Origin of the sequence: Halarchaeum sp. P4 (assembly GCF_051195175.1) — an archaeon.
In the GTDB taxonomy this organism is placed as follows: Archaea; Halobacteriota; Halobacteria; order Halobacteriales; family Halobacteriaceae; genus Halarchaeum.
The window spans coordinates 46,170-70,024 of sequence record NZ_JBNTKC010000005.1 but is presented as its reverse complement, the minus strand read 5'-3'; the positions used below and the strand labels follow the sequence as shown (position 1 = coordinate 70,024).

The following is a 23,855-nucleotide window of genomic DNA, read 5'->3' as shown; positions in this document are numbered from 1 at the left end:
TACGTGAACGCCACCCGCCGTACAAATATTTGGAGGAGCGAAGCTATATCTGTACGCTCTGCGTAGTGTGCCGTATGGATGGCTTCGACCCGGCACCAGATACGGACACACAATGGCGTGATGGTGCGGATACGTTCGACCGGATTTACGACGTCGTCCTCGGAATCACGGAGCCGACAGCGTATCCCGATATCGCCGACGTCGCGGACTGTTCGGCGACTGCCGCGAAGAAGCATCTCGATCGACTCGCCGAGATGGGTGTCGTTCGTGCTGACACGGAGAGTCGGCCGGCACGATACGTACGCGACGAGGGATATCTCGAGTGGCAAGAAGCACGCCGTCTCGCCCGCGACCTCACCGTTGAGGAGATCATTGAGCGGGTCGAGGAGCTTGAGGCGGAGCGTGCGACCTACGAGGAGCGCTTCGGGACGACCGATCCCGCCCGTGTCGACGTCTTCGAGCAAGACGCCCACGAGACAGTTCACGACGCGATGGCGACGGTGGGCGACTGGCAGGCGACGATTCGCGACCTCCGCCTCTACGACCTCGCTCGGCAGCTCGCACAGAATGACGGCCACCTGATCAACGCCTAGATGTCGGAGACGACCGGGCCGCCGGACCGCCACGTGCTCCGGCTTCTCGAACGCCATCTCGCCGACGCCACACTCGTCACTGAGACAGTTTTCGACCCGACGACACACGAGCCACGTCTCCTCCACGCCCACCTCGACGCTGATCGGTATCCCGAGTATGTGACTGCGGCTCGACTCGACGTCCGCTGGTTCACCACCGGCGATTTCTCGATGCACTACCGTGAAACTCACGCCACGTGCACCCCGTGGGCGTGTCGCTGGGACCGCCATCCGAACGCCCACAATACGCGACTCCACTTCCACGAGCCACCCGACGCCGAACGGACGAGCGACCTCACGCTCGCATCAACACATCCGCTCGATGTCTACGCGACCGTTCTCACGGCCGTCGAGCAGCGGCTGGATACACTGTGGAACGATGAGTAGGAGTAACGGGGGCGTGGCACTCCCATCGGCGTGTCGGGTCGTACACGTAAGTTCCCAAACCAGCGCACACGGGCGTGGGAAGCCCACGACTAACGTCGTGGGAGGATGTCACTGCGAGTATGACCTTCTACGATTGGGCCGACGAACTCGACGCCCTGGAGACGGCGTTCGAATCGGACGGCCACGACTTCTACGTGGTCTACAGGCGGAGCAGGGCAAGTGCCTCGGGGCTTGACCCCGAGGGTGAAGGCCGTACGCTCCGCTAAACGCGTTCCGTTCGCTCGATATACTGCTCAATCGTGTCGGTCGAAAATCGCCGGCTATCCCCACGTGATGGCGATTGCGGACCGCGTTCAGGCCGGGGAACTCGAATACTGTCGGGTGGGGAAAGTCCTTTGCTGGTCTGCATACAACTGTATGCATATGTCGAAGAGTATCCGGCTCTCGGATGACGCGTACGAGCGCCTCAAAGCCCACAAACGCGACGACGAGACGTTCTCCGAGGTCGTCCTCCGGCTGGCTGGCGAGCGGTCCCTCCTCGAAATCGCCGGCATCCTGAGCGACGAGGAAGCCGATGCACTCCGCGACGCGGTCGAAGAACGCCGCGCGCGTCGTCGTGACGAACTCGAAGGTATCGCCGACGATCTGGGTGAGGCGTAGAGTACTTCTCGACACGAACTTCCTCATCGACCTGATGAACGGTGACGAGGATGCCGTAGAGAAGGCAGAAGAGTTGGAAACGGACCTCGTTCAGCAGCGAATCTCCTCGATGACTCTATTCGAGCTCTATTACGGAATCGCGCGGTCCGACCAGTCTGAGGCGGAGAAGGCGAAGGTGAAGGAGGTCCTGACGTCGAAGCCAACACAGCCTGCCGACACGGCCGTCATGCGGAAGGCAGGACGGCTCTCCGGCGAACTGATGAACGAGGGGAACGCCGTCGATGACGGTGACGTCATCATCGGAGCGACCGCCGACATTGTTGATGAGCCGGTTCTCACGCGCAACGTCGAGGACTTCGAGCGCCTCGACGTCGAGATAGAGACATACTGACGCGAGGGTAGTAGAAGACGGTCTCCACGTGAGCTCCAGGGTTGTACGTCGACAAACCGGCTTCCCTGAATATGCATCCGAACTCCGCACCGGTCGCGACGTCCGTGTGCACGACACCCCGCGTCCCAAGTGTTTGCCGACTGCCGTCGACGTCGAGTGACGTCCACGAGGAGAACGCGGAGCTCCAGCGTGCGAACGCCCAGTTGCGTGCGGACAAGGCAGAGTGGGTGGCGTACGCGACGGCGTCCATCGACGTCGTTAGATTGACTTTCTACTCGTTATACTGCCGTTAGGAAGTTCTCCTGTACTCGACGTCGAAATCGGGGGACTGTCCCGATTGGGTGGGAGAGTACGTTTCGTCTGTCTCGGAGCAACCGACGTCGGCGCTGTACTCGCTCTCCTGTGCAGACTGTCGTGGGAGAGAGTACGTTTTGTCTGTCTTCGAGACGTGCCAGCCCGTCATATTAGCCGATTCAGTCGAGTCCGTCGACGATAGAGCGAAGGCGATAATAATCTCTGCTCAACTGGATGAGGATATTTCGTTTGTCTCGGCAAAGTGGACGCTAGCACTCCCTCAATATACGACCGGCTGGGCGAGTGAGAGAGTACGTTTCGTCTGTCTTCGAGACACGTCGACGCTACGCCCGCATGTCAGACTACGAGGTGGGGGTTTGTGTCTCCTCAATTTCGCGTCGGATATCGAGGATGACGCTCGGGTCGAGGTCGAGTTGGTATTCGTAGTATCGGCCACCGCCTTCTCCATGGTTTTGGCCTGTGCGGGTGAGGAAGACGAGCATATGGAGATCAGCGAGATGGTTTTGGACGCTTTTGAGGGTCGTGAGTGGATCTGCAGCGTGTGAACGGGCGATTTGGGTATAGCGCGTCTGGATTGCCTTTGATAGCGACCATTCTCTCTCGTCCAACACTCTTGCCAGTTCTCACCTTCCGCTACACGCGCTCTTTTTCGGGAAGCCGGTAGCGACAGTCTCCTCTGGGCGGGTGAGTAGATTTCGTCTGTCTTGACCGACTCTGTGAGACAGACGAAACGTACTCTCTCCACGTGCTCTCGACCACCGAGCGTTCCGAACAGATTCACGTGAAACGGTGGTGTGTCTGTCGTCCTGTGTTGCGTTCGTGACGGCTCTTCCTCACGTCCGGCGGAGTCGTCGCCACCACGGTTGGGTGTCGCGTTCGTGGATTGCGAGTTTGGTGGCGAGGCGGTTGCGCTTGGCGCGTTCGGTTTCGAGTTCGCTCTGGAGGTACTCGAGTTGGGTGGTGAGCGTGTGGACTCGACGCTCGATGTCGGCGACGGTCTCCTGCTCTGTGGTACGGCGTTCGAGGGTGCGTTCGAGTCGCGCGACGTCGCGTTGGAGACTCGCGACGTCTGTCGCCAGCCCGGGGTTCTGCTCATTCGCGGTCGTCTCGCGTGCGGGCGTGTAGGCGTCTGTCGTGATCTGGGCGGCGCGTTGGAGGGTGGCTTCGCCGTAGGTGGTGCCGTCGCTGTAGTGTGCGTCGTCCCATTTCGCGCGGTAGAGGGCGGATTTCCGGAAGAGGCGGTCCATTTGGGCGGTGTCTCTGCCGGTCCAGAAGGCGAGGTGGCAGGCGAGGGCCATGTCGGCTTCGGAGTGGCTGTCGTAGCCTGTCGTGTCGCCGTCCCAGAGGCGGGCGAACTTCTGGGCGTTCTTCGCTTTGCCGGCGCGTGCGAGCACGACGTCGTCGGGGAGACTGTGGGTCGTGTCCGACTGCGCGGTCGGCGTCGCTGCATCGTCTCCCGACACCGACTGTGCAGCCATACCGTCTGGTATTACTGAACAGTCAGACTGACCAGACGTATTGATGTAGTCGCGGTGGACGGCGTCGAGCGCGGCCTGTCGCGCCACAATCTCCCCGGGCGTCCCAGCGACGTGCTCGCCGGTGACGGTGAAGAAGCGTGCGTGGTCGTAGCACTCGACGCGCCCGGCGCGATTCCCACCCGCGGGCACCGCTCCCTCGAGGATGACGTGATAGCCCGTGCCGCTCGGACTCACCTCCGTGTAGGAGTCGAGGCGACCCACGATGGCTTTCGCGTCGACGTCAGGCTGCCCGGTCTCGGGGTCGCGCATCGCATCGAGGTCGACGCCGACGAACGAATCCGACTCCGTGAAGACGAACCCGATGCCCGAGAGCGTGCTCTCCGTCTCGACCGCCTCATATGCCGTCGCGAAGTCCGTCCACGTCGCCTCGTCCGCGACCGACGCCAGTCGGCCGGTCCGCGGATTGACGGGGAGTTTCGTCTCGGTGCCGTCGCGGTCGGCCGTCCGCCAGCACACCCACTGTGCGCACTCGCGGAGTGCCGTCGGCACGGCGTCGTACGGACTCATCGCCCACCTCGGCCGTCCGCTCGTGCTCGCGACGCCGCATCGACGTCGTCGACAGGCACGGAACGGTCCGAATCGAGGACGCGGCGTTCGTACTCGCTGGCGCGCACGCGAATGGGGAACCAGCCGTCGCCATCGACGCCGAGGAGGGCTTCCGAATACCCGTCCGCGTCGTTCCCGGCTTTCGCGGCGCGCACCCACTCGACTTCGCGGTCGCTGAGGTCGAACCATTGCTGGAGTTTCGCGGCGTCCTCGTGCACGCGGTGGATGAGGACGAGCGAGCAGAGATCGGCGATGGTGCGTGCCTCGGGCGTCAGCGCGAACTCGCCGCCCGTTTGGGTGATGAAGTGTAGGGAGAGGTCGTAGTGGCGACTGTGGCGCACGGCGGTTTCGAGGAACTCGAGGCTGGTGGCGTCACGCATGAGGTAGTGGGCTTCGTCGATGACGAAGACGACCTTCTTCGTGGTCTCCTTCGCGCGCTCGTAGACGGCGTTGAAGACGACCTGCATCGTGAGGCTCGTCTGGTGGCCGCGCACGCCCTCGTCCTGGTGGAGGTCGAGGTAGAGGACGTTCGCGTCGAGCGCGAGCTCGGTCGGCCGCGCGAGGTTCTGCAGGTCACCATCCGGCCCGAACGAGGGCCGCAGGTCCTTGAGGAGGGATTGTGCGTCGGCGCGCACGCTCTCGCGTTCGCCCGCCGTCGCGTAGCCATACCCCTCGGGGTCCTCGAGCAACCCCTCGAGGACGGCGATGAGGTCGGTGATGGTCGGCGACGGGTTCGTGTGTGTCTCCGGGTCGCTCGTGATGCCGGCGTCCTCGTAGGTGCGTTGGACGGCACGGCGTAGCGTCTGGCGGCGCTCGCCGAGCGGGTTCGTCGCGACCGTCTCGAAGAACGTCGTGAAGAAGGAGAGCACCCACGTGATCTGCTCGCTCCACGGGTCAACGTCGCGCGCGCTCGCCAACACCTCGGGTGGTGTCGGGCGAATGTCGAGGGGATTGAGGCCGCGCGTCCCGCCGACGATAACGCGCTCGCCGCCAAGGGCGTGGTTCACGGCCGCGAACCCCTCGAGGGGGTCGAGCATGACGATGAGCGTCTCCGGATCGTACATCGCACGGCGGAGCAACTGGAGTTTCGTCGAGAAGGACTTCCCCGCCCCGAGCGTCCCGATGACCATCGTGCACGAGCCGGTGTCGCGCGCGAACCGATCGAGGATGAGCGGGCTCTCGGTGGGAGCATACGTCCCGTATTCGATGCCAGGTTCGGCGAACGCACCCGCAACGAACGGGAACATCGCGCCGACGGCACCGCTCAACATCGGTGTCGTCGCATCCGTCGCCTCGCCGAACGCATCACTCCCGACGGGGCTCCCGGCGACGAAGGCGTCGCGTTGCGCCCAGCGCGGATGAATCGGCGTGAGGTTCGCAGGCGCACGGCGGACGGCACCCGCGATACGGTCGGTGTCCGGGTCGCCATCACGCGAGCGTGCCGTGAGGTACATCGAGACGTCGAACGGTTTGGTGGGGGTGTTCCGCAGCGTGTCGTAGATGCCCTGGTAGTCGTCGAGGTCTCTGGCGATGCCGCGCGCGCCGGCGCGACGGCGCTCGCTGAGGTAGTCGTAGTCCGCCTCCAAGGTCTCGATGTGGTTTTCGAGCGCGTGCAATGTCGCCTGCGTGTCGCGTGGCGTGAGGTGCACGCTGACGTCAGTGCTGCGGGTTTCGCGCGCCGAGTAGACGTCCTCGAGGAAGCCATCGACGGGGGCGTCCGGGAATTCGCCGATCCAGAGCGTGCGCGTGTACGAGTCCCCAAGGCGGAGGCCGCCCGCCGTCTCCTTGAGGTCGTCGGGCGCGAGCACCGAGCGATGCGTCTCGCCGACGTCGACGTCCACGGAGTCTGCGTTCCGCTTCGACCACGGCCAGTTCATGCTGCACCCCCGTCGATGAGCGGGCGCGTCCGGAACACGGCGTCGAGGTCGCCGTACTCGACTGGCTCGCCGTGCCAGTACTCGGCGACGACCCGCGCGGCCTCGACCGCGGTGACGCGCTCGGCGTGACAGCCATCGATCGCGCGCAGGCCGGCCTCGACGCGTCGGAGGCGCTCGTCGAGTAGTTCGACGCAGGCGGCGCGCTCGTCGGCGACACGTGGGGCGAGGAGTGCGTCGACGAACACGCCGATGACGGGTAGGCGAGCGAGCATGCCCTGTCCCGTGCCGGCCTCGAAGCGCACGTCGTGTGGGGCGACGCCGACGATAACGTAGTGGTCGCGAATCGTCATCTGGCGTGCGTCGAGTTCGGCCCCGTACCACGCGATGTACTCCTCGATGAGGCGCGCCAACTGCGGGTTCGCTCGGACGTCCGGGTCCGTGAGGCGGTCCTCGTAGTGTGCGAGATACGCATCGACGGGGAACGGCCGCGTCGTCGCGTACAGTTGAATCGGGAATTCGACGACGGTGTCGAGGAAGCCCCGGAAGGCCTGTGCTTTCTGCGTCCACTCGGCGTCGGTGGCGAGCGCCATCGATGGTGGGTCGACGCGCACCAGCCCGATGACCGTGCCGTCAGTGCGTTCGAGGGCGTCATGCTCCGGGTGGACGCGCTCGATCCGCGTCTCCATGCCGGCCTCGGTGTGTGTCTGGGTGCGTGGCCGCCGGTAGAAGCCGGCGAGCGTGCGCAGCCAGTCGAAACTCGAGGTGTAGGTCGGCGTGAGCGCCACCACGGCGCAGCCGAGGAGGACGCCGAGGCCGACGAGCGGGAGCGCGGCGTCGTGCACGCGATACCCCCAGACGGCGAGGTCCGACGGGACGACGAGCTGGAAGCAGAGCACGACGACCACCGCGGGGATGAGCGCGACCGCGGCGTCCGCGAGCGTGTAGTTGCCGACGAGCGTCGCCGTCGTGGCGAGCGATTTCGGGATGCGTTTCGATGGGTCCGGATCGTGTGTGTACATGATGAGGTTAGTCGTCCTCGTCGTCGCGCGTGCGCGTCGAGGTGTTCGTTGAATGGTCGGGACGGCGCGTGACACGACTGTGGAGCGTCGTGCCACTCGCGTTGAGGCGGCGGCCGGCGGTGTGGGCGCGCGACCCTTGGAGGACGGTCTGGCCGTCCGGGCGAGTCGGGGGTGCGCCCCGGACGCCACGCGTGAAGTCGCGGCCGCCCTGCACGGCCTGCTGGCCACTGCCGCGCACGGTCGTGAGGCGGGCCTGTCCGCGCGCCCGCGAGGTGTGGCGTGCGACGCGCTCGCCCGTCTGGAGGAGACTCCCGGCCTGCCAGACGAGGACGAACGGCGAGAGCACCGCGACGACGGGGATGACGAGCGCGACCACCCAGAGGAACAGTCCCTGCGTGTCGAGCGCGAACCCCTCGCCAAGGACCGCGGCGAGCCGCAGGAGCACCGCGACCGGAATCGGCATCAGGAGGAAGGGGACGTAGAAGCCCGCGAGACGCTGGACGAATCTCGAGACGTAGGCGAACGGCCCGAGGCCCGGCACCCAGAGCGCGATGAGGAGCGGCACCAGGAGCACGAAGAGGTAGAGGACGACGATGCGGCCGACGTAGACGAGCGCCAGCAGCAGGAAGAGCGCGAGGTCGACGGAGAGCGAGACGGCGAGCGTGATGGTCGCGACGCCGCCGAAGGAGAGCGTCTGGAAGAGCGAGACGGCCGAGAGGTCGGGGAGGATGGCGCCCGCGAGCGCGTTCGCGAAGCGCAGCGAGAGCGCGGCGAGCCACCACCACGAGAGAATCCCCACCAATCCGACGAACGCGCGGCGCTTCAGGCGCGACTGGTGGTAGCCGCTGAAGAGGTGGCTCGTCGACTCGAGGAAGATGACGATACCCACGGAGAGACTCCACAGGAGGAGGGCGAGCGGGACGATGTCGCTCCAGTAGTAGTCGTAGAGCGCGGGCCACGGGGCGACGCTCGGGCGGCCGATGACGACGTCCGGCATCGGCGTGCCCACGATCGTCCGGAGGAGCGTGTCCCCATGCGTCTCGATGAGTGTCTCGACGGGCGCGAGCAGCGTCCGCAGGAACTCCTCGAGCGCGTCGACGATGGCGTCGCTGAACGAACTCATCGCGCCCCCCGGAGGAAGCGCCAGCCGGTGATGCGCTCGACGAGGAACCCGGCGACGACGAGCAACCCCACGGGAATACCGATGCCCGCGAGTATACCCAGGAGGTCGAGTGGCGTGTCACGAACGTAGACGACGTCGTCACTCGCGGCGTAGACGGTGTCAGTGGTCGTGTTCCACCACGCGACGGGCGTGTAGCGTGCGGTGTGCGCACCGCCAGCGCGCGGGAGCGTCACCGTCGCGGTGCCGTTCGTGTCCGTCGCGATTGGCTCGCCGTCGAGCGTCAGCGTCCCGCCGACGACGCCCGTGTCGAGCGGGGCGCCCGTCTCGGTGTCCATGAGGCGCACTTGGAGCGTGACGGTCTCGCGCGTGCTCGCGACGCGCTCGAGCATGAGCGTGCTCGCTCGGCGCTCCACTACGGGCAGCGCGTCCGTGTCGAGTGTGGCCGTCTGCCCACGAACCAGACTGCGCACCGTCATGGTGGTCGTGGGCACGTCCTCGAGGACGAGCGTCGTGCTCGCCGTATATCGCTCGGGCGTATCGAGCGAGACGTTTGCAGGCAAACTCGGACTCGCTGTCTCGACGCCGACGCTCGCGTGCAGTGTGAGCCGCCCGTCCGCACTCGGGCCGCTCGCACGCGGATACGCCGACACCATGAGCGGGGTGAGTGGCGACGCGCGTGTCGTCTCACCGACTGCCGTGCTCGCGACGAGCGTATCCCACTCCGGGTCACGTGCCGAGTAGACCGCCCACACACCCTGCGCACGCCCCTCGCTCGTGGTGAGGCCCGCCCACGGCGTCACACTCGACACCGCGAGCGCCACACTCCCGTCCGCATCGACGAGTCGGACTGCAGTCGGCGCGAAATCCGGCCGCAGTACCGCAATCGAGTCCGAGACTGTCACCGTCTCGACGGCCGAGTCGAGCACGCGCGCTGTCGCACATGCGGCGTCCTCCCCGCAGGCGTATTCCTCGACACGCACCCGAATCGTCGCCACCACCGTCAACGTATGCGCGCCCACCGCGAGACCCTCAAAGGACAGACTGGGCGTCCGCGTCCCCGCCGTCGCGGCGGCCGTCGTGCCGTCGACCTGCAGGCGCACACGCTCGACGTCGTGCTCGACCACCGACCACGACGACTCGTTCGTGCCCGCCGGGAGCGCGACACGATAATCCAGCGTCGCGAGCACACGCCCCGATTCGCCGACGTAGCGCGGCGGCTCGTTTCGGGTGAGGCGCGCCACCGTCGAAGGGTTGATCGCAAACGTCTCGATATAGGCGTCCCTAACGAGCACGCCATCGACGAGCGTCGCGTGCGGTGGATGTATCGACGTCCAGACGTCCCCCGTCGGGAAGTCCGTGAGGTCCGCCGCGTTCCACGTCTCGACCGCGAGAGGTGGGTCGTCGAACGGGACGTCCAAGACGCGCGTCACGTTCCGGACGTCCCCGCTCGCGTTCGCGGGGAGTGTCGTGTCGGCGTCGCCCGACCAGAGCGGGTAGAACGTCGCCGCGTCGAAGCCGTGCTCCGGCTGTGGGTCGCGCGCCCCGGCCGTCGAACTCAGCGCGCCCACCGCGACGACCGCGACCACGAGGAGTGTCTGCACCCGGCGGCTCAGAAGCCGCAACTCGTCCCTCCGACGACCACGTTGTTCAGGAGGAAGCGCAGGATGACCGTTCCGAGCGGCGCGACGATCACACCCCAGATGAGCGCCTGATTCCGCATCTCCGTCAACTCCAGTTTCTTGTCCGCACGCCGCGCCATCGGCCGCGCCACCGTCGCGCCCAGCGCGATGACGCCGCCGAGCAACGGCCCGCCGAACTGGATGAGCGTGAAGACGTTCGTCACCGTCGCCGCGAGATCCGACTCGCAGAACGCCGTCCCAACCGACTGCGCGAGCGCCGGCTCGCTCGCCACCACGAGGAGTGCCCCCAGCGCCAACGTGAGCCGCCGACGCCGCGTCAGCACCGCACGCCACTCGTGTGTCGACACCGCAGTCTGTCCGGTCGGCTTCATCGTCATGGTTGACGGCACTCGCCACCAGCTGACGACACACGGTCGCCAGTCGTGGGTCAAGTTACCGAGACGCAATCAGGTTTCCAGTAACGATAAGGGTTGCTGCTGGCTCGATGCGTAGTTCGGTCTGCTCACAGAGATGCAAGGTGGGCGCCCACGACTGACGTCGTGAGTCGATGACCGACACGCCATCCGATATTCATATATCGAGATGAATTCATGCAACGACCAAAATACACCTCTGAGTATTCATATACAGACAATAGATTAATTCATGAGTGGGTCTTCTAGTTGAGCATGCATGGCGCAGTCTGAACTGGATGCTACCGCTCCCGGCGAACTCGTCTCGTACGGCCGGGAGTCGTACTACAAACCTGATCCACTGCCGCCATCTCGGAACCTCGATCTGGGGGACGACTTCTACGAAACGCTCTCAGACGCGACGTTCTGGCTCGGGAAACTGAGTGGGGTGAGCCTCGAACTCGATTTCCCACCAGTGCTCTACACGTCACTCCTCCGCAAGGAGGCGATGGAATCCGCTGAAATCGAAGGTGCGGACGTCGACTACGACGCGCTCTACAGCCTTGAGACACGCACATTCGACGCCGGCGAAGACGAGCGTAGCGTCGAACCCACAGCAGGCCGAACGAAGGACACGCAGGAAGTCCTCAACTACGAAGACGCTATCGAGGACGGGATTGAGGCACTCGATCGCGGCGAAGAGCTGACCGTCGAACGGCTGCACGAATTCCACGAGACACTTCTCACTGGCGTTCCAGACGATCGAGTCGATACCGATACTATCGGCGCGTACAAGACGAAACCGAACCACATCGGTGCCTTCCTCCCACCCGTTCCGAACCGAATCGAGGGTCTGATGGACGCGCTGTTCACCTACTACAGAACTGGTGGGAGCTACCACCCGCTCGTGGACATCGCGCTCTTCCACTACCAATTCGAAACTATCCACCCGTATGGTGACGGGAACGGTCGTCTCGGCCGGCTCCTCATCACACTCCAGTTGTACGACGCGGGGTATCTCGAACGCCCGAACCTCTATCTTAGCGAGTACTTTAACCGAAATAAGCCGACGTACGTCGACCGGTTGGAGAGCGTTCGATATGACGGTGAGTGGGAGGCGTGGCTCTCGTTCTTCATCGAGGGCGTCGCTCGGCAAGCCCGCGAATCAGTCGACAGAACCCTCTCGCTAGCCGACCTCAAGCGTCGATACGACGCCGAGTACGGCGGGAAGTCGTACACGAAGAATCAACTCGCGGTGAAGCTCTTCGAACAGCCCTACGTCACCAGTACGACTGTGCAACGGCTCTTCGACGTCGAACAACCGACAGCGTCGCGAGCGATCAACGACCTCGTCGACGAAGGAGTCCTCGAGGAAGTAACCGGGCAGGACCGGAACAAGGAATATCGTGCCCGCGAAATCTTCGAGATCCTCGAGCAGCCACCGCAGACCTACTGACAGGAAGTCGATAGCACGCAGCGAGACGAGTCACCTCATCCAAGCGGTTCTACCCTTCCGAGGCTAAAATCACGGTAGGCGAATACTCACCCTTCACATTCAGCGTGCGAGCGGCCGGTCTAGACGCCCCGCAACTCCTCGATCCGGTTTCGAACGGTCGCTGCAGCAACACCCGCTGCCGCGGCGACGTCGGCTTGGGTGACGGGATTGCCACACTCCTCACCGGCGAGGTAGAGGCACGCGGCAGCCACGCCCCCGGGATGGGTGCCGTTCGTCACGCCCGCGCGTTCCGCGGCGTCGAGATACGCGGCGGCGCACTCCCGGACTCGGCGACTGGCGCCGACCCGTGAGGCGACCCGGGAGAGATGGTCGCCGACGCGCACGACCTGGGCGTCGAGGCCGAGCTCGCGATTGAGCACGCCATACCCGAGCGACACGTCGCCTTTCGAGCAGTGTGCGACGACTGCAACCTCGTCGAGCGTCCGCGTATTACCACGGCATCGACACGCACCGTACACGGCACCGGCGCTCATCAGCTCGATGGAGCGCCCACGAATGAGGTTCGCCGTCTGGGCACGCCGATAGATGGTGCAGGCTTCCTCGACGACGTCCTTCGAGAGGTCGAGTGCGCCCGCGATGCGGTCGATCTCCCCGCAGGCGTGTGCGAGATTCCGCTCGGCCTTCGAGCGCCATTTCGCGCGCGTGTGCTCGCGGCGTAGCCGGCCGAGTTGCCGCCGTTTCCGCCCGGAAAGCGGCGTCCCGTTCGCGTCCCCACCATAGCTGATCTCGGTCGAGAGCCCGCGGTCGTGGCGCGCCGCCGTCAGCGGTGCGCCGGTCTGTCGCGTGTCGTCCTCGTCGTCGTACCACGGCGTCGCGCCGTGGTCGAAGCGTTCCTCCTCCAGAACGAGCCCACACGCCACACAGGCGAGTTCGCCGCCGTCCGCGAGCACCCGCCCCTCGCACTCCGGGCAGCGCCCACTGACTGTTCCATGGTCTTCGTCGAAGCCGTTCTCGTAGTTGGTACTGGTTGCCATCGGTATCAGCAGGGCACTCTCGCGCCCCGCACCCGTCAGGGGGCGATAAATCGTCGTCGGGAGCGGCTACTCTGTTTGGGCGAAGCGCTCGCGGAGACGGGCTTCGCGGGACTCGAAGCGCGCCACCTTCGCACCGAGGTCCTGCTCGACGCGTTCGACCTGGGCGAGCGCCGTCTGACTCCCGAGCCCGGTCTGCCCGTCCGCACTCGTCTCGGCGTCCGCCCGTCGCTTGTAGGCACGGACGAGACGCGCGAGGGTCACCTGCGGGTTGAACAGGATGTCGTTCGCGATCCGGACGTAGGTGTCGAGCGACGCCCCCTCCTTGCCCGTGTAGTGGTGGGTGAGGGCGTAGGTCGCGCCCGAGTGGAGCGTCCACATGTCCATCTCGAAGGGGTCGTCGGCCTCGCCGCGGGCGTCGCTCGCCGCCCGCTGGGCGAGATACTCCGGGAGGTCGAGGAGGGTGTAGAAGTCGACGAGGTCGAACGGCACCTCGCGAAGGTCGAGCGTCACGTCCTGGGCGTCGTGGATGAACGCCGCAAGGTCGTCCGCGACGACCGCGAGCCGCGCGAGGAGACACTCCCACCACGTCTCGAAGTTCGCGATGTCCCCCACATGTTTCACCGTCTGGCGTTCGGTGAGGCGCCGAATCGAGTTCGCGCAATAGGCGTCCTGCGCGTAGCCCTCGACGTAGACGGCGTGTCCGCCGAAGAAGTCGTACCCCGAGGAGAAGCCGACCGCGATCGGGTCGTCGCGACCGGGGAGCGTCACCGAGAGGCCGTCGAAGAGGACGTCCATATGCACCTCGCCGCCGCCGCGGTACTGCCGAATCTCCCCGAAGACGACATCACCGAGCGCCCGCCCGTCCACCGTCTCCTCGGCGACAGCCGTCTCCAAAGGCCCGTAGACGTCGAGGGGGGTGATGATCGAGTAGTGCGCCGTCGGGACGTGGAAGAGCGCATCCACGTCCTCGCCACGCGCGCGGGCGGCCACACGCTCCGGGTCCACGAGCGCCGTGAAGCGCTCGGTCGGCTCCCACGCACCCGTGTACGGGTTTCGGTACGCGACGTCGCTCGCCACCGCTCGCGGGAGACTGCGGACTGCCTCCGCGAACGACACCACCTCATCGTCGCCAACTCGCGTTGCGTACCACTCGGGGAGGACTGCGGCTGCTCGGTCGTCGATTCCTGCGAACACCTGTACGGTTTCCGGTCGGGACATAGTCGTCTCGCGGGCACGCCGTCTCACGCCCCCGCACCCGTCAGGGGGCGAAAAACGTCTCTCGAAGAGACTCCCTCACCGCACGAAGCGCCCGTCCGGTCGCGGCAGACGGCGCGCCAGAATCTCGAGCTCGACACGGCGCAGATGCTTGCAGCCCTGCGGGCCGAGCTCGGCGCCGCGTTTCGCCCAGTCCGGGCACGTGCAGGTGCGCTCGGCGATATCGACCTCGTAGGTGTGGCCGCTCTCGCTGTCGACGGCATAGCGCGCGCCGTCCTCCAGAAAGCGCGTCACCATGGTTTCGGTGAGCGCTCGACGCGTCCGTGGGTCGTCGATGTCGTACTCGCCGTCGCGGACCGCCGAACGCGGGTACGGCGTCGCGCACGCTCGGCCGAACTGCTCGGGCTCTGGACGTTCCTGACCACAGAACCGACAGCGGTAGTACACACGGTCCTCGGCGTCCGCGTTCGAGAGTGCCGTTTCAGTCACGGTGAGGAGGGCGTGGCCGTTCGGCGTCGCGTCGATACGCCGCTCGCCGGTTGGTTGCTGTGTCGAGTGCATGGTTCCGGAGGCGACTCAGTGCGCCCCCAGTCCGACTGGGGCGCGAGAAAACCCGGCGAGGGGGTGACGTCCCTCGCTCGGCGCTCGACCGACCGGCAGCGCACCGCATTGTGGCCGTCGTCGAACGCGACCGTACAGCTGAAGCTCGCGCCGTCCGGCGTGAGTGCGACCCGGTCGTCGACGTCGCCGTCTCTCGCACGCTCGACACCAGTCAGTTCCGTGTCTGCGGTGAGTCTGTCCATGCACGGCGCCGGTCGCCGCGCACGAAAAACGCCCGACGAGACCGTCACCACTCGACGACGACGTCTCCTGCTGTCGAAGCAGACAGGTCGAAGGCGGGGTGCTTGTAAAGGACGGCGTCACAGTCGAGACACTGCACGAAGAGTACTCCTTCACCGTCCCAGTACTCCGCACGCCGCAGTACGACACCGTCGACGCACTCGTACCGGCCGCCGGTCGTCGTGACGTGTCGAAATTCGCGTGCGCCACACTCGGGACACGGGTCGGTCATCCCCTGCCACGTCGGATGGCGCACGGCCGTAATCGTTCTCGTCCGCTCGCCGTCGTCGAGGCGCCACGTTCGCTCCATCGGGGAGTGCTGGTCCCGTCCTCGGTGAAGAACCCTCAGTGCCGACCGACCGGGTGTTCGAGGCGCCACGTGTCGTCGAGGACCTCCGACTTGTCGTCCGTCCCACGCTCGGTGACGAGGCCGACGTGGTAGAGTTGGGCCTTGTACTGGAAGTGGAGGCCGGTCTTGTAGACGCGGGGGTCGCGGAGTGCGTCCGTATCGAGGTCGCCGTCGCGGGTCAGCACGGCCTCGCGTGCGTCCTCGGTGATGCACACCTCGACGGCGAGCGGCTGGTTGATTTCGCACGCCCGCTCGACGAGGTCGGGGAGCGCGACCTCTTCGACGCCGTCCGCGTGGAGCGCTTCGAGCGCGTCGACGATGAGTTGTGTCGGCTCGTACTGCATCGTCACCGAGCGCGCGAGCTGCGCCCACCGCGGCGCGAGTTCGGTGAAGCGCGTCCGTCGACCAGCCCACGCGTCGAACGCCTCGAGGGCACGCTTGACGCTGCCGTGCTCGGCTCGGGCGAAGCGGACGACCTCGGCGCCGAGGTGCGTGAGTCGCTCCTCACCGCGGACGTCGACGAGTCCGAGGAGTGCAGCGCCGCGACGGCCGTCGTCGGGCATCCTGATGACGTGCTCGCTGTAGCGGGCGTCCGTCTCGCCGTCCGCGACGAACGCGAGCACGTAGCCGAGGTAGTTCTTCGGGTGGTTGACCGGGAAGCTCCCCGCAGTGTACTGGTTGGTGCGCGCCTGGAAGCGAATCGCCTCGACGCCGCGCGAGAACTCGCCCGCGCCCGTGATGCGCGCGGGTTCGAGCACCGACGCCGCGTGCGCGTCCTCGACGCCGACGATGCCGACGTTCAGCTCGCGGGCGAGCGCTCGGGCGGTCTCGCTCACGCTCGCCGCGGGTGCCGCGACATACCCGAGATTCACCTCGGGGAGTCGCGAATGCGCCTGTTCGATGCCGCGCGCGACGTCCACCGTCCCCGCGTTCTGCCGATACCCCTTCGCCTCGACGGCGACGACGGGCGTGCTCGCGACGTCGTCGTTCAGCACCTCCCCGTGGGGCATCCCGACGCCGAGCAAATCCGGCTCGCCCGACGTGAGACGCACCGAGTTGAACGGCCGCAGCCGCTCGTGAACCTCGGCCGGAATCGGCTCCGACCCCCACGTGGCCGTCGTGAACTGCGTCTCCGTCACTGCATACTGATCCGGCCGGTCCGCGACGTCCGGGTAGAGGGCGTCCTTCGCCGCCGCGAGGACAGTCGGCTCCGCGAGCGTCGTCATCGCTCGCTGGTTCGACGGACTCCGTCTTAGCTATCGGGGGTCGAGTCGGGCTTACAGTAGAGTACGAAGCAGCAGTGACTCGAAACGAAGCCGACGCCGGTGGGTCGCGCTAGATACGTCACCGTCTGCATGCGGTCTGACGGAGACCGTACACGAGCGTCGCACCTTCGGCTGGTTTCGAACCCGTTCCATCACCACGACTTATGGTGATTGAGTGAGTCAGTTTGTTGTGTGGTGATTCGATGAGCGCAGACACCGGGACGGACGAGAGCGAGGAAACGTACGGAGAAGCGGAACTCAACGACCGGGGCCGACTCACGATTCCGAAAGACCTCCGTGACACACTCAACCTAGAGGGTGGAACGACGTTTACCGTCATTCGAGAGGGCGGCGACATCCGTCTGGTTCGACAACTTCCGGACCTCCACACCCTGACCTCGGGTCGTGACCGTGAGGACTGGACGGACGACGCGTTCCGCGATGCCGGCGAAACGACCTTTGGAGGGCGATAGATGCGCATTCTCCCGGACATAAACGCGCTCGCGATCCAGCTCGTCGATGACCACCCCGGTCATCCATACGTCGCCGAGCATCTCGTCCCGGCCCTTCGCGGCGAGGACACACTCCTTCTCTTCGGCTATCTTCCGCTTCGCGTCCAGTGGGTCCTTGAGGATCTTGGCTTCTCAACTATCGAGGCTCGGAGAGCCGTTCAGTCCATCCTCGACTATCCCACAGAAGCGGTGTCCGTCGACGACGCAGTCATTCGCGACGCCTACGAGATTAGTGCCACGAAAAATCACGACGTCTACGACTGCTTCTACGTCGCGCTGGCGCGCGCGGCAGACGCAGACGTCCTCCTCACGACCGACCGCGACTTCGACGCGCTCTGTGACGACGAGGACGTCGAGTACACGAACCCCGTGCCAGCGGACATCCTTGAGGAGTTCCACGCGTACTCGGCGTCGCGTTCGTAGCGATTCCCACTCCGTTGGCGCGGCGGCGTGCGATGACTCGACGCCGCTCGCCGTCGAGAACGAGCGAGGACGACGGCTGGGGAGGGGCTGGCAGGCGAAAAAAGAGCGTTCGGTTACGGCTCCCACCACTTGCCACGCTCGGGGAAGACGAACTCGCTCCACCCGGTCACGGCGAGGGTCGGCCGGCCCTCGTACTCGCCGAGCGCGGCGCCGCGCACCCGAATACGCTCGCCCGCACGGACACGCGGCTGATTGCTCCGCTCCCACACGGTCAGCTTCACCGTGCCCGTCGCGTCCTCGAGGAGTCCGACCTGCACGATCGCGGGATGACTCGGCGTCCACAAGCGTTCGACCCGTCCCTCCACGCTCACCTCCTCCGTCTCGACCTGCCCGAGCGCCCCGATGGGCACCACTTGGCCCGCGCCGTACTGCAGCGCTTCCCCAAGTTCGATGACGGCATCCACGAGGTCCTGCCCACGCCGCACGCGCGCGGCGAGCATCCGCGCGATCGCCGCCCGCGAGTAGCCACGCGTCCGCCCCGCCAACCGCGCCGCCTGCTGGTTCACCGCCGCCAACATCGTTCGCTCCATGTCCGCCCGTGGGTCGCCCGTCCACGCCTGCCACGTCTTGCTCGGCGTCCGCCCAGCCACGAACTCGCGCGTTCGCACCTCCCTGTCTGAGTCCTGCCGTCGGTCAGCTCTCGACGCCGTCCGCTCGATCTCCCACGCACGCGCCTGCACCCGCTCCTCCGCCTCGAGCGTCAACCCCGCATACGGGTCGTCTTCGACGTCGATCTTCGCCACGATCTCCATCGAGACGGTGGGTCGCAGGTTCCGCTCGCGTTCCGCCGCCTCGTCCACCACCTCGAAGTCGCCCCATCGCTCGACCGCTCGTTCTTCGCTCGTGACACGCGCAGCGTCAGTACCGACTACGTTCCTACTACTCATTGGGGACGTCACCTGAAGGCGTCTTTTGCGACGCCGCCGACCGCGACCCGTATCGCGGTTTTTCCGAATACACCGTATCCAGAGACTCGACAGTACGCGCCGCTCGCGCCTTCGCGCCCCCGTGGGGCGCGAGCGGTGCGCGGAGATACCGACACATCCAGCAGGCACGTTTCTGAGTGGCGCGCGCGGCCCGGCCGGGTGGGTGCGGCCAGCTTCACGCCAGTGTCGCGTCCGCGAGGACCGACACTGCACGTGATGCTGGCGCGTCGACAGACCGAGCCCCCCGCCCGGCCGAGCGGGGCCGCGAGCGACGACGGCCATCCCCATCGGACCACGCCGTCGAGAAACGTCCACCCACTACAGAGAACAACACAAACCACGCGGGGTGGGAGTGAACGGGGCTCGCACGGCTCGCGGCCGGCAGGCCCGTGTGCGCTCGCGGACCCCTCTCGCCCCGTGGGCGAGATGTCCGTCGAGCGTGCGCGAGCCGTCGAGGGGCGTTCGAGACGACGCCAGACGGACCGCGCGTCGTCACTCTGCTCCCCCCCATCGTGTCTGCTTCATCGACGACGTGCTTCGAGAGCGACGCCGTTCCATCGCTGGCTTCTTCGGGCGAACACGGACGCTGTCGCCCTCGAGTTCTGTCCTGTCGCTGATCCCGAGGGTCTCGCGGATTCGCGTCGGGGTCGTCACTTGCCTCTTACACGTACGAACTCCTCACCGGTCGAGGTGCAGCCGTACTGAGGAGTGGGTGGTCGCACGGGTCTTCCTCCGAATCGGAGTCTGGAACAGCTGTGAGAGAGGACTGCTTATATTACGTTCCATCCGGAACCACCACACTGCGAGCAGAGACCGACACCGTAAGCACCGCTGCCGTTGCATGGGCGGCACCTCTCTAGTCGCTCCCCTTGCCGGAGTTTGAACTTGTGGCGGCCGCTTCCATTACATGCCGGGCACTCACCGATCCCTTCCCTCCCCGTACCCCCACAGTAGCCACAATCAACGGCCTCTATCGTCGGCTGCTTCCAGGTCATAGAGCGTCAATCTCATGCAAGAGTTGAAAGGGTTATGACCAACTCACCTGCCTGAAGCCTTCGACGTAGACTACTTAGTGTGGTTGCTGTACCGAACGTCTACGCTCGCAATCCGACGCTAGCCTTATGCTTGCTGTGCGCCTGCTAGGGTGGGCATGGCCGCGACAGACGACCTTCCCGTTCTGGCGGACGACGCGCGGACGTACGTTCGGATTCGGCCATCGCGCGACGGCATCACCCCCGGGGCGTTCGCGACGCAGGTACGCCGCCTGCACGACCTCCTGACACCACCCTCGAAACGCGTCAGGCACACACCCCCACAGCTCCTCGAGGTCCTCATCGTCGTCGACGCCGCGGGCGAATGCTCGTACGTGCTGGGCGCGACCGGCGACGTGGACACGACCATACTCGAGCGGACGCTGCGCGCGCTCTTCCCCCCGTCCTACGAGCTTGAACACCTCACACGGGCGCCACGCTGGCTCACCACGCTCGACGACGGGACCGACGATATCGCGGCCGTCGAGTATCGCGGGACGGGACGCCGCCCGAACGACTGGCAGTTGCGCCTCACACCCGCCGAGGCGTTCGTCGAGGACGAGCACGCGACCGTCCCGCTCGCGACCGTCGTCGACGTACTCGCGACGCGCGAGTCACCGTCGGTCTTCCAGGTGCTCGTCCGGCCGAAGCCCGACTGGACGCACGCCGCCGCGGAGCGCGAGGGACGCCTCGAGCGGCTGCAGGACACGATGCGCGACCAAGTCCTCGAGGCGGTCTGGCCACGCGACCCCGAGACAGAGCGCACGCTGCCCGCACGTGAACGAACACGCCTCGACGAGTTGCGGGCACGCGATACGCACACCTCCTTCGAGGTGGCGGCGCGCGCCGTCGCGCTCGGGCCAGGGGCGGAATCGACCGCGGAGGCACTCCAGAGCGCACTGGCCGCGGTGAGCGGCACCCACCACCGTATCACGGGCCGCATCACCACCGACAGACGGGCACGCCGCGTCTTCGACGAGATCGTCGCGCGCTCCTTCCCGACACGCCGCCTCCACGAGCACCTCCCGGGCTTCCGAACGACGTGGCCGCACGTCGTCGCGGACGCACACGAACTCGCGAGTTTCGTCGCGCTCGACGGCACCGGCCTCACCACCACCGGCGCGCGCACCCTCGCCCCCACACCGGACGAGCGGCGCAAACGCACCCGGCCACCCACCAGCTATCTCGAGCGCTACCACACACCCGGCCTCACACTCGGCCACCCGCTCGACGAGGACGGCCACCCCGACGTCGACCCCGTGAGCCTCCCACCCGCCCTCCAGCGCATGCACTGCGTCTGGATCGGCAAGTCCGGCGCCGGCAAAACAACCGCGCTCACGTCCGCCGCACTCGCCAACGCGGGAGCGACACGCGGCGCGAACATCGTTATCGAACCGAAGGGCGACGGCATGGCCACCGACTACCTCCGCGCCCACTACGCGACGCACGGCACCCTCGACGACGTCCACTACTTCGACTGCCAGACCCTCCTCCCCGCGCTCTCCATTCTGGACATTCGCCCGGACCTCGCGGTGGGCCGCGAGCGCGCCGACGCCGTCACCGACCGCGTCGATCACGTCATGGACCTCCTCCGCCAACTCATGGGCGCCGAGCGCTTCGACGCCGCCGTGCGCTCCCCGACCGTCATCCGGTACGGCCTCCGCGCGGCGTTCGACCCCGTGCACGGCGACGACGTAATCGGCCTCGACGACCTCCACGCCCTCCTCCAGCAGATGCACGCCAGCACGACGCCCCCACCCACAGTCGACGCGACCGTCCAGCGGAGCCTCGACGAACTCGTCGAGACGACCCCACAGACGTTCGACCAGATCATGGGCGGGGCCGCCACCCGAATCGAACACCTGAGCGCAAGCCCACGCCTCAACCAACTCTTCACCCACACGCCCGACGAGGACGACCCCGTCTTCCGCTTCGACGACTACCTCGACACACAGGCAACACTCGTCTTCGACCTCGGCGGACTGCGCGAGCAGACGAAACGCGGGCTCAGCCTCGTCCTCGTCAGCCTCCTCTGGAGCGCCTTGAAGCGCCGCACACACCGCGCCGTCGAGACAGGCGAGAACGAACGACTCCCCCTCGTCAACCTCTACATCGAGGAAGCCGCGTCCATCGCGGGCTCGACCACGCTCGCGAGCGTCCTCCGCGAGGGCCGCGCGTTCGACGTCTCCGTCACGCTCGCCACCCAATACCCGGGCCAACTCCGAAGCAGGGACCCCGACCTCTATCGCGAACTCCTGAACGACGTCTCCACGCTCGTCGTCGGGAACGTCGGCCTCGACCCCGACCTCGCCGCCCGCCTCGCCACCAGCGACGAGGACCCCGCGGCCGTCGCGACCCGCCTCCGCGCGCTCCGCCGCGGCGAATGGCTCTGCAGCCTCCCCGCCGACTTCGACCAGACCGAACCACACCCCTTCGTCGTCCGCTCCACCCCCCTCCCACTCGGCCATCCCGACGGCGACCACCCGCTCACAACACGCCAGCGCACGGCGTTCGAGCGGACGCTCGCCCGCCGCACCACCCAGGTCGAAGCCCGCGTCGGCCGCCGCTTCATCGGCGACTACGCGACCGACCCCGTCCCGGCGGCCCCCTCCGACGACGACGCGCAAGCATCGAGCGAGCCCGAAACCACACCACGCCTCGACAGCCTCCTCCCCTACACCCGCCGACTCCCCGCCGGCATCGCGTACGACACCGAACGCCACGCCGTCCGCTGTCGCACCTGCGACGCCACGCACGCCCCGACGCTTACAGGTGTTCGCGACGCCATCACCTGCTGTGGCTCCCTCGAGGACACAGACCGTGACGACATCCCCGTCACCGAGTGCCACCTCAAACTCACACCAGCCGAGCTCGCCGAGAGCGAGTACTCCCACGCCCAACTCCGCTTCCTCCAAGTCGTCTGGAACGCGCAAGCACGCCGCCTCCACCCCCTCGAGTACGACGTTCGACGCGACAGCATGATCCGCCTCCGCGAATACACGGGCATCGACACCGACGACGTCAACGCCCTCGTCGACGCCGACCTCCTCACCGACCACGGCCGCTACCCCCACCAACTCTACAGCCTCACGCCCGCGGGCCGCGACGCCATCGGCGAACACAATCGCACGGGTCTCGTCCACGGCGACCGCCAAGGCGACCTCGGCGAAACCACCCAGCACGTCATGCTCGTCGACCTCGCCCGCGACTACCTCCACCAAGCATCCGTCCAGAACCCCGACTCACCAGTCACCCGCATCGAACCCTACTACGAACTCGCTGACGGGCATCGCCTCGACATCGCCGGCCTCGACGACGAAGACAACATCGTCCTCACCGTTGAGGCCGAACGCATCAACCACGACCTCGCCACCGCCGTCCTCGACGACTACGACAAAATGGCCGCACTCAACCCCACAGACGCCATCTGGGTCGCCGTCACCCAACCCGCCGCCGCCCGCATCCTCGACGCCCTCCACGACCCCGCCGACGACGAACCGCGCATCCCCCACACCTACGGCCAAACGACGTCCACCCGCAGCTACCGCTACAACACCCCCGGCCTCACCGACGTCTACACCGCACACGACCTCCAAAAACACCTCTTCGCCAACAACTGACCAGCACGCTCGCCGACCCCCACCCACGAGACGCCGCCAACCTTCCTGAGCCGCACAGACGCGAACAGAGCGTCGAGCGGCGCCGATGAACCGTCTCGCCGACTCTCCAAGGCCGCATACCCTACCAGAACCCCCCGGGAAGAACACCCCCAGATAGACAACACGAGTGCCAGTGCGTGGAGTGGCGACGCCGCGCACGCTCAGCACGGCCACCCCACCGAAAGTCCAGCATACGCACTCGACACCGCTCACCGACGCCGAATCCGCGACGCCGAGAGTGGCCCGAAAGCTCTCGGACGACAGGGACATCTCCCCCCCACCAACTCTGCATATGGTGCTGCAGTCGCTCAGTTTGCTCAGCGTATGCAACCAGACAAATACTGGAGGTGTCTCGTAGTCGACACCGCCAGTCCTCGCCACACGCACGCCTCGACACCCCCATCCGCGAAAGAACGCGCCGACACCACCCCACCCCCACAACCACCCGCTCTCGCTCATCACGACGGGGTGATCTTCCGGACGTCTCGACAGGCTATGTGTGGGCGTAGGCTCGTCTATATGTTGTCTCGGCGGCGAGCGTGTCTCCGTTCTACCACCCCGATGC

At 66.3% G+C, this 23,855-nt stretch carries 22 protein-coding genes; 9 read left to right on the top strand and 13 right to left on the bottom strand.

Going from position 1 to position 23,855, the window contains the following annotated elements:
- Nucleotides 1-74: 74 nt before the first annotated feature.
- From ACQUS8_RS14665 to ACQUS8_RS14645, 5 genes are all read left to right on the top strand, one after another.
- A complete protein-coding gene (locus ACQUS8_RS14665; protein ID WP_435102430.1) occupies nt 75-593 on the top strand; it encodes a DUF7342 family protein in 519 nt (172 codons plus the stop codon).
- Nucleotides 594-1,019 (top strand): hypothetical protein, encoded by a 426-nt coding sequence (locus ACQUS8_RS14660; RefSeq protein ID WP_435102429.1) that lies wholly within the window; start codon nt 594-596, stop codon nt 1,017-1,019.
- Nucleotides 1,020-1,138: 119 nt separating this feature from the next.
- Nucleotides 1,139-1,285: a hypothetical protein gene (locus ACQUS8_RS14655; RefSeq protein WP_435102427.1), complete on the top strand. Its 147-nt coding sequence runs from the start codon at nt 1,139-1,141 to the stop codon at nt 1,283-1,285.
- Nucleotides 1,286-1,442: 157 nt separating this feature from the next.
- Nucleotides 1,443-1,679 (top strand): antitoxin VapB family protein, encoded by a 237-nt coding sequence (locus ACQUS8_RS14650; protein ID WP_435102426.1) that lies wholly within the window; start codon nt 1,443-1,445, stop codon nt 1,677-1,679.
- Nucleotides 1,636-2,070 (top strand): type II toxin-antitoxin system VapC family toxin, encoded by a 435-nt coding sequence (locus ACQUS8_RS14645; protein WP_435102424.1) that lies wholly within the window; start codon nt 1,636-1,638, stop codon nt 2,068-2,070. Before ACQUS8_RS14650 ends, ACQUS8_RS14645 begins: the two co-directional genes overlap by 44 nt.
- Nucleotides 2,071-2,726: 656 nt before the next feature.
- Here the strand turns inward: ACQUS8_RS14645 and ACQUS8_RS14640 are convergent.
- The 7 genes from ACQUS8_RS14640 to ACQUS8_RS14610 form a co-directional block, all read right to left on the bottom strand.
- Entirely contained in the window at nt 2,727-2,996 is a 270-nt protein-coding gene (locus ACQUS8_RS14640; protein WP_435102422.1) for a hypothetical protein, read from the bottom strand.
- 222 nt (nt 2,997-3,218) lie between these two features.
- Complete coding sequence (locus ACQUS8_RS14635; RefSeq protein WP_435102420.1) at nt 3,219-4,430, bottom strand: phage NrS-1 polymerase family protein; 1,212 nt, start codon at nt 4,428-4,430, stop codon at nt 3,219-3,221.
- The gene (locus ACQUS8_RS14630; protein ID WP_435102419.1) at nt 4,427-6,346 is read right to left on the bottom strand and encodes a VirB4 family type IV secretion system protein; all 1,920 of its coding nucleotides are present in this window, start codon (nt 6,344-6,346) and stop codon (nt 4,427-4,429) included. The genes ACQUS8_RS14635 and ACQUS8_RS14630 overlap by 4 nt, the downstream gene beginning before the upstream one ends.
- Nucleotides 6,343-7,365 carry a hypothetical protein gene (locus ACQUS8_RS14625; protein ID WP_435102417.1) on the bottom strand — a complete coding sequence of 341 codons (1,023 nt, stop codon included), beginning with the start codon at nt 7,363-7,365 and terminating at the stop codon, nt 6,343-6,345. Before ACQUS8_RS14625 ends, ACQUS8_RS14630 begins: the two co-directional genes overlap by 4 nt.
- A gap of 7 nt (nt 7,366-7,372) precedes the next feature.
- Nucleotides 7,373-8,488, bottom strand: a complete 1,116-nt coding sequence (locus ACQUS8_RS14620; protein ID WP_435102415.1) for a hypothetical protein — start codon at nt 8,486-8,488, stop codon at nt 7,373-7,375.
- Entirely contained in the window at nt 8,485-10,089 is a 1,605-nt protein-coding gene (locus ACQUS8_RS14615) for a hypothetical protein (RefSeq protein ID WP_435102413.1), read from the bottom strand. Before ACQUS8_RS14615 ends, ACQUS8_RS14620 begins: the two co-directional genes overlap by 4 nt.
- Before the next feature lie 8 nt (nt 10,090-10,097).
- Nucleotides 10,098-10,505, bottom strand: coding sequence for a hypothetical protein (locus ACQUS8_RS14610; protein WP_435102411.1), 408 nt, complete (start codon nt 10,503-10,505; stop codon nt 10,098-10,100).
- A gap of 295 nt (nt 10,506-10,800) precedes the next feature.
- Here ACQUS8_RS14610 and ACQUS8_RS14605 point away from each other — a divergent pair, with 295 nt between their 5' ends.
- On the top strand, nt 10,801-11,976 hold the full coding sequence (locus ACQUS8_RS14605) for a Fic family protein (protein WP_435102409.1): 1,176 nt from the start codon (nt 10,801-10,803) through the stop codon (nt 11,974-11,976).
- 119 nt (nt 11,977-12,095) lie between these two features.
- Here the strand turns inward: ACQUS8_RS14605 and ACQUS8_RS14600 are convergent, their stop codons facing one another.
- The 5 genes from ACQUS8_RS14600 to ACQUS8_RS14580 form a co-directional block, all read right to left on the bottom strand.
- Nucleotides 12,096-13,010, bottom strand: a complete 915-nt coding sequence (locus tag ACQUS8_RS14600; protein ID WP_435102407.1) for a transcription initiation factor IIB — start codon at nt 13,008-13,010, stop codon at nt 12,096-12,098.
- A gap of 66 nt (nt 13,011-13,076) precedes the next feature.
- A complete protein-coding gene (locus ACQUS8_RS14595) occupies nt 13,077-14,228 on the bottom strand; it encodes a hypothetical protein (protein WP_435102405.1) in 1,152 nt (383 codons plus the stop codon).
- A 75-nt stretch (nt 14,229-14,303) separates the two neighbouring features.
- Entirely contained in the window at nt 14,304-14,786 is a 483-nt protein-coding gene (locus tag ACQUS8_RS14590; protein ID WP_435102403.1) for an SWIM zinc finger family protein, read from the bottom strand.
- 286 nt (nt 14,787-15,072) lie between these two features.
- Nucleotides 15,073-15,375, bottom strand: a complete 303-nt coding sequence (locus ACQUS8_RS14585; protein WP_435102401.1) for a hypothetical protein — start codon at nt 15,373-15,375, stop codon at nt 15,073-15,075.
- 35 nt (nt 15,376-15,410) lie between these two features.
- Complete coding sequence (locus ACQUS8_RS14580; protein ID WP_435102399.1) at nt 15,411-16,640, bottom strand: hypothetical protein; 1,230 nt, start codon at nt 16,638-16,640, stop codon at nt 15,411-15,413.
- Between the two features lie 242 nt (nt 16,641-16,882).
- Between ACQUS8_RS14580 and ACQUS8_RS14575 the strand changes: the two genes are divergently transcribed.
- Entirely contained in the window at nt 16,883-17,152 is a 270-nt protein-coding gene (locus tag ACQUS8_RS14575; protein ID WP_435102397.1) for an AbrB/MazE/SpoVT family DNA-binding domain-containing protein, read from the top strand.
- A complete protein-coding gene (locus ACQUS8_RS14570) occupies nt 17,153-17,614 on the top strand; it encodes a type II toxin-antitoxin system VapC family toxin (protein ID WP_435102395.1) in 462 nt (153 codons plus the stop codon).
- A 113-nt stretch (nt 17,615-17,727) separates the two neighbouring features.
- Here the strand turns inward: ACQUS8_RS14570 and ACQUS8_RS14565 are convergent, their stop codons facing one another.
- Entirely contained in the window at nt 17,728-18,561 is an 834-nt protein-coding gene (locus tag ACQUS8_RS14565) for an SOSS complex subunit B family protein (RefSeq protein WP_435102393.1), read from the bottom strand.
- A gap of 1,189 nt (nt 18,562-19,750) precedes the next feature.
- On the opposite strand from ACQUS8_RS14565, the gene ACQUS8_RS14560 reads away from it, so the two are divergent.
- On the top strand, nt 19,751-23,251 hold the full coding sequence (locus tag ACQUS8_RS14560) for a hypothetical protein (RefSeq protein WP_435102391.1): 3,501 nt from the start codon (nt 19,751-19,753) through the stop codon (nt 23,249-23,251).
- The last annotated feature ends 604 nt before the right edge of the window (nt 23,252-23,855 follow it).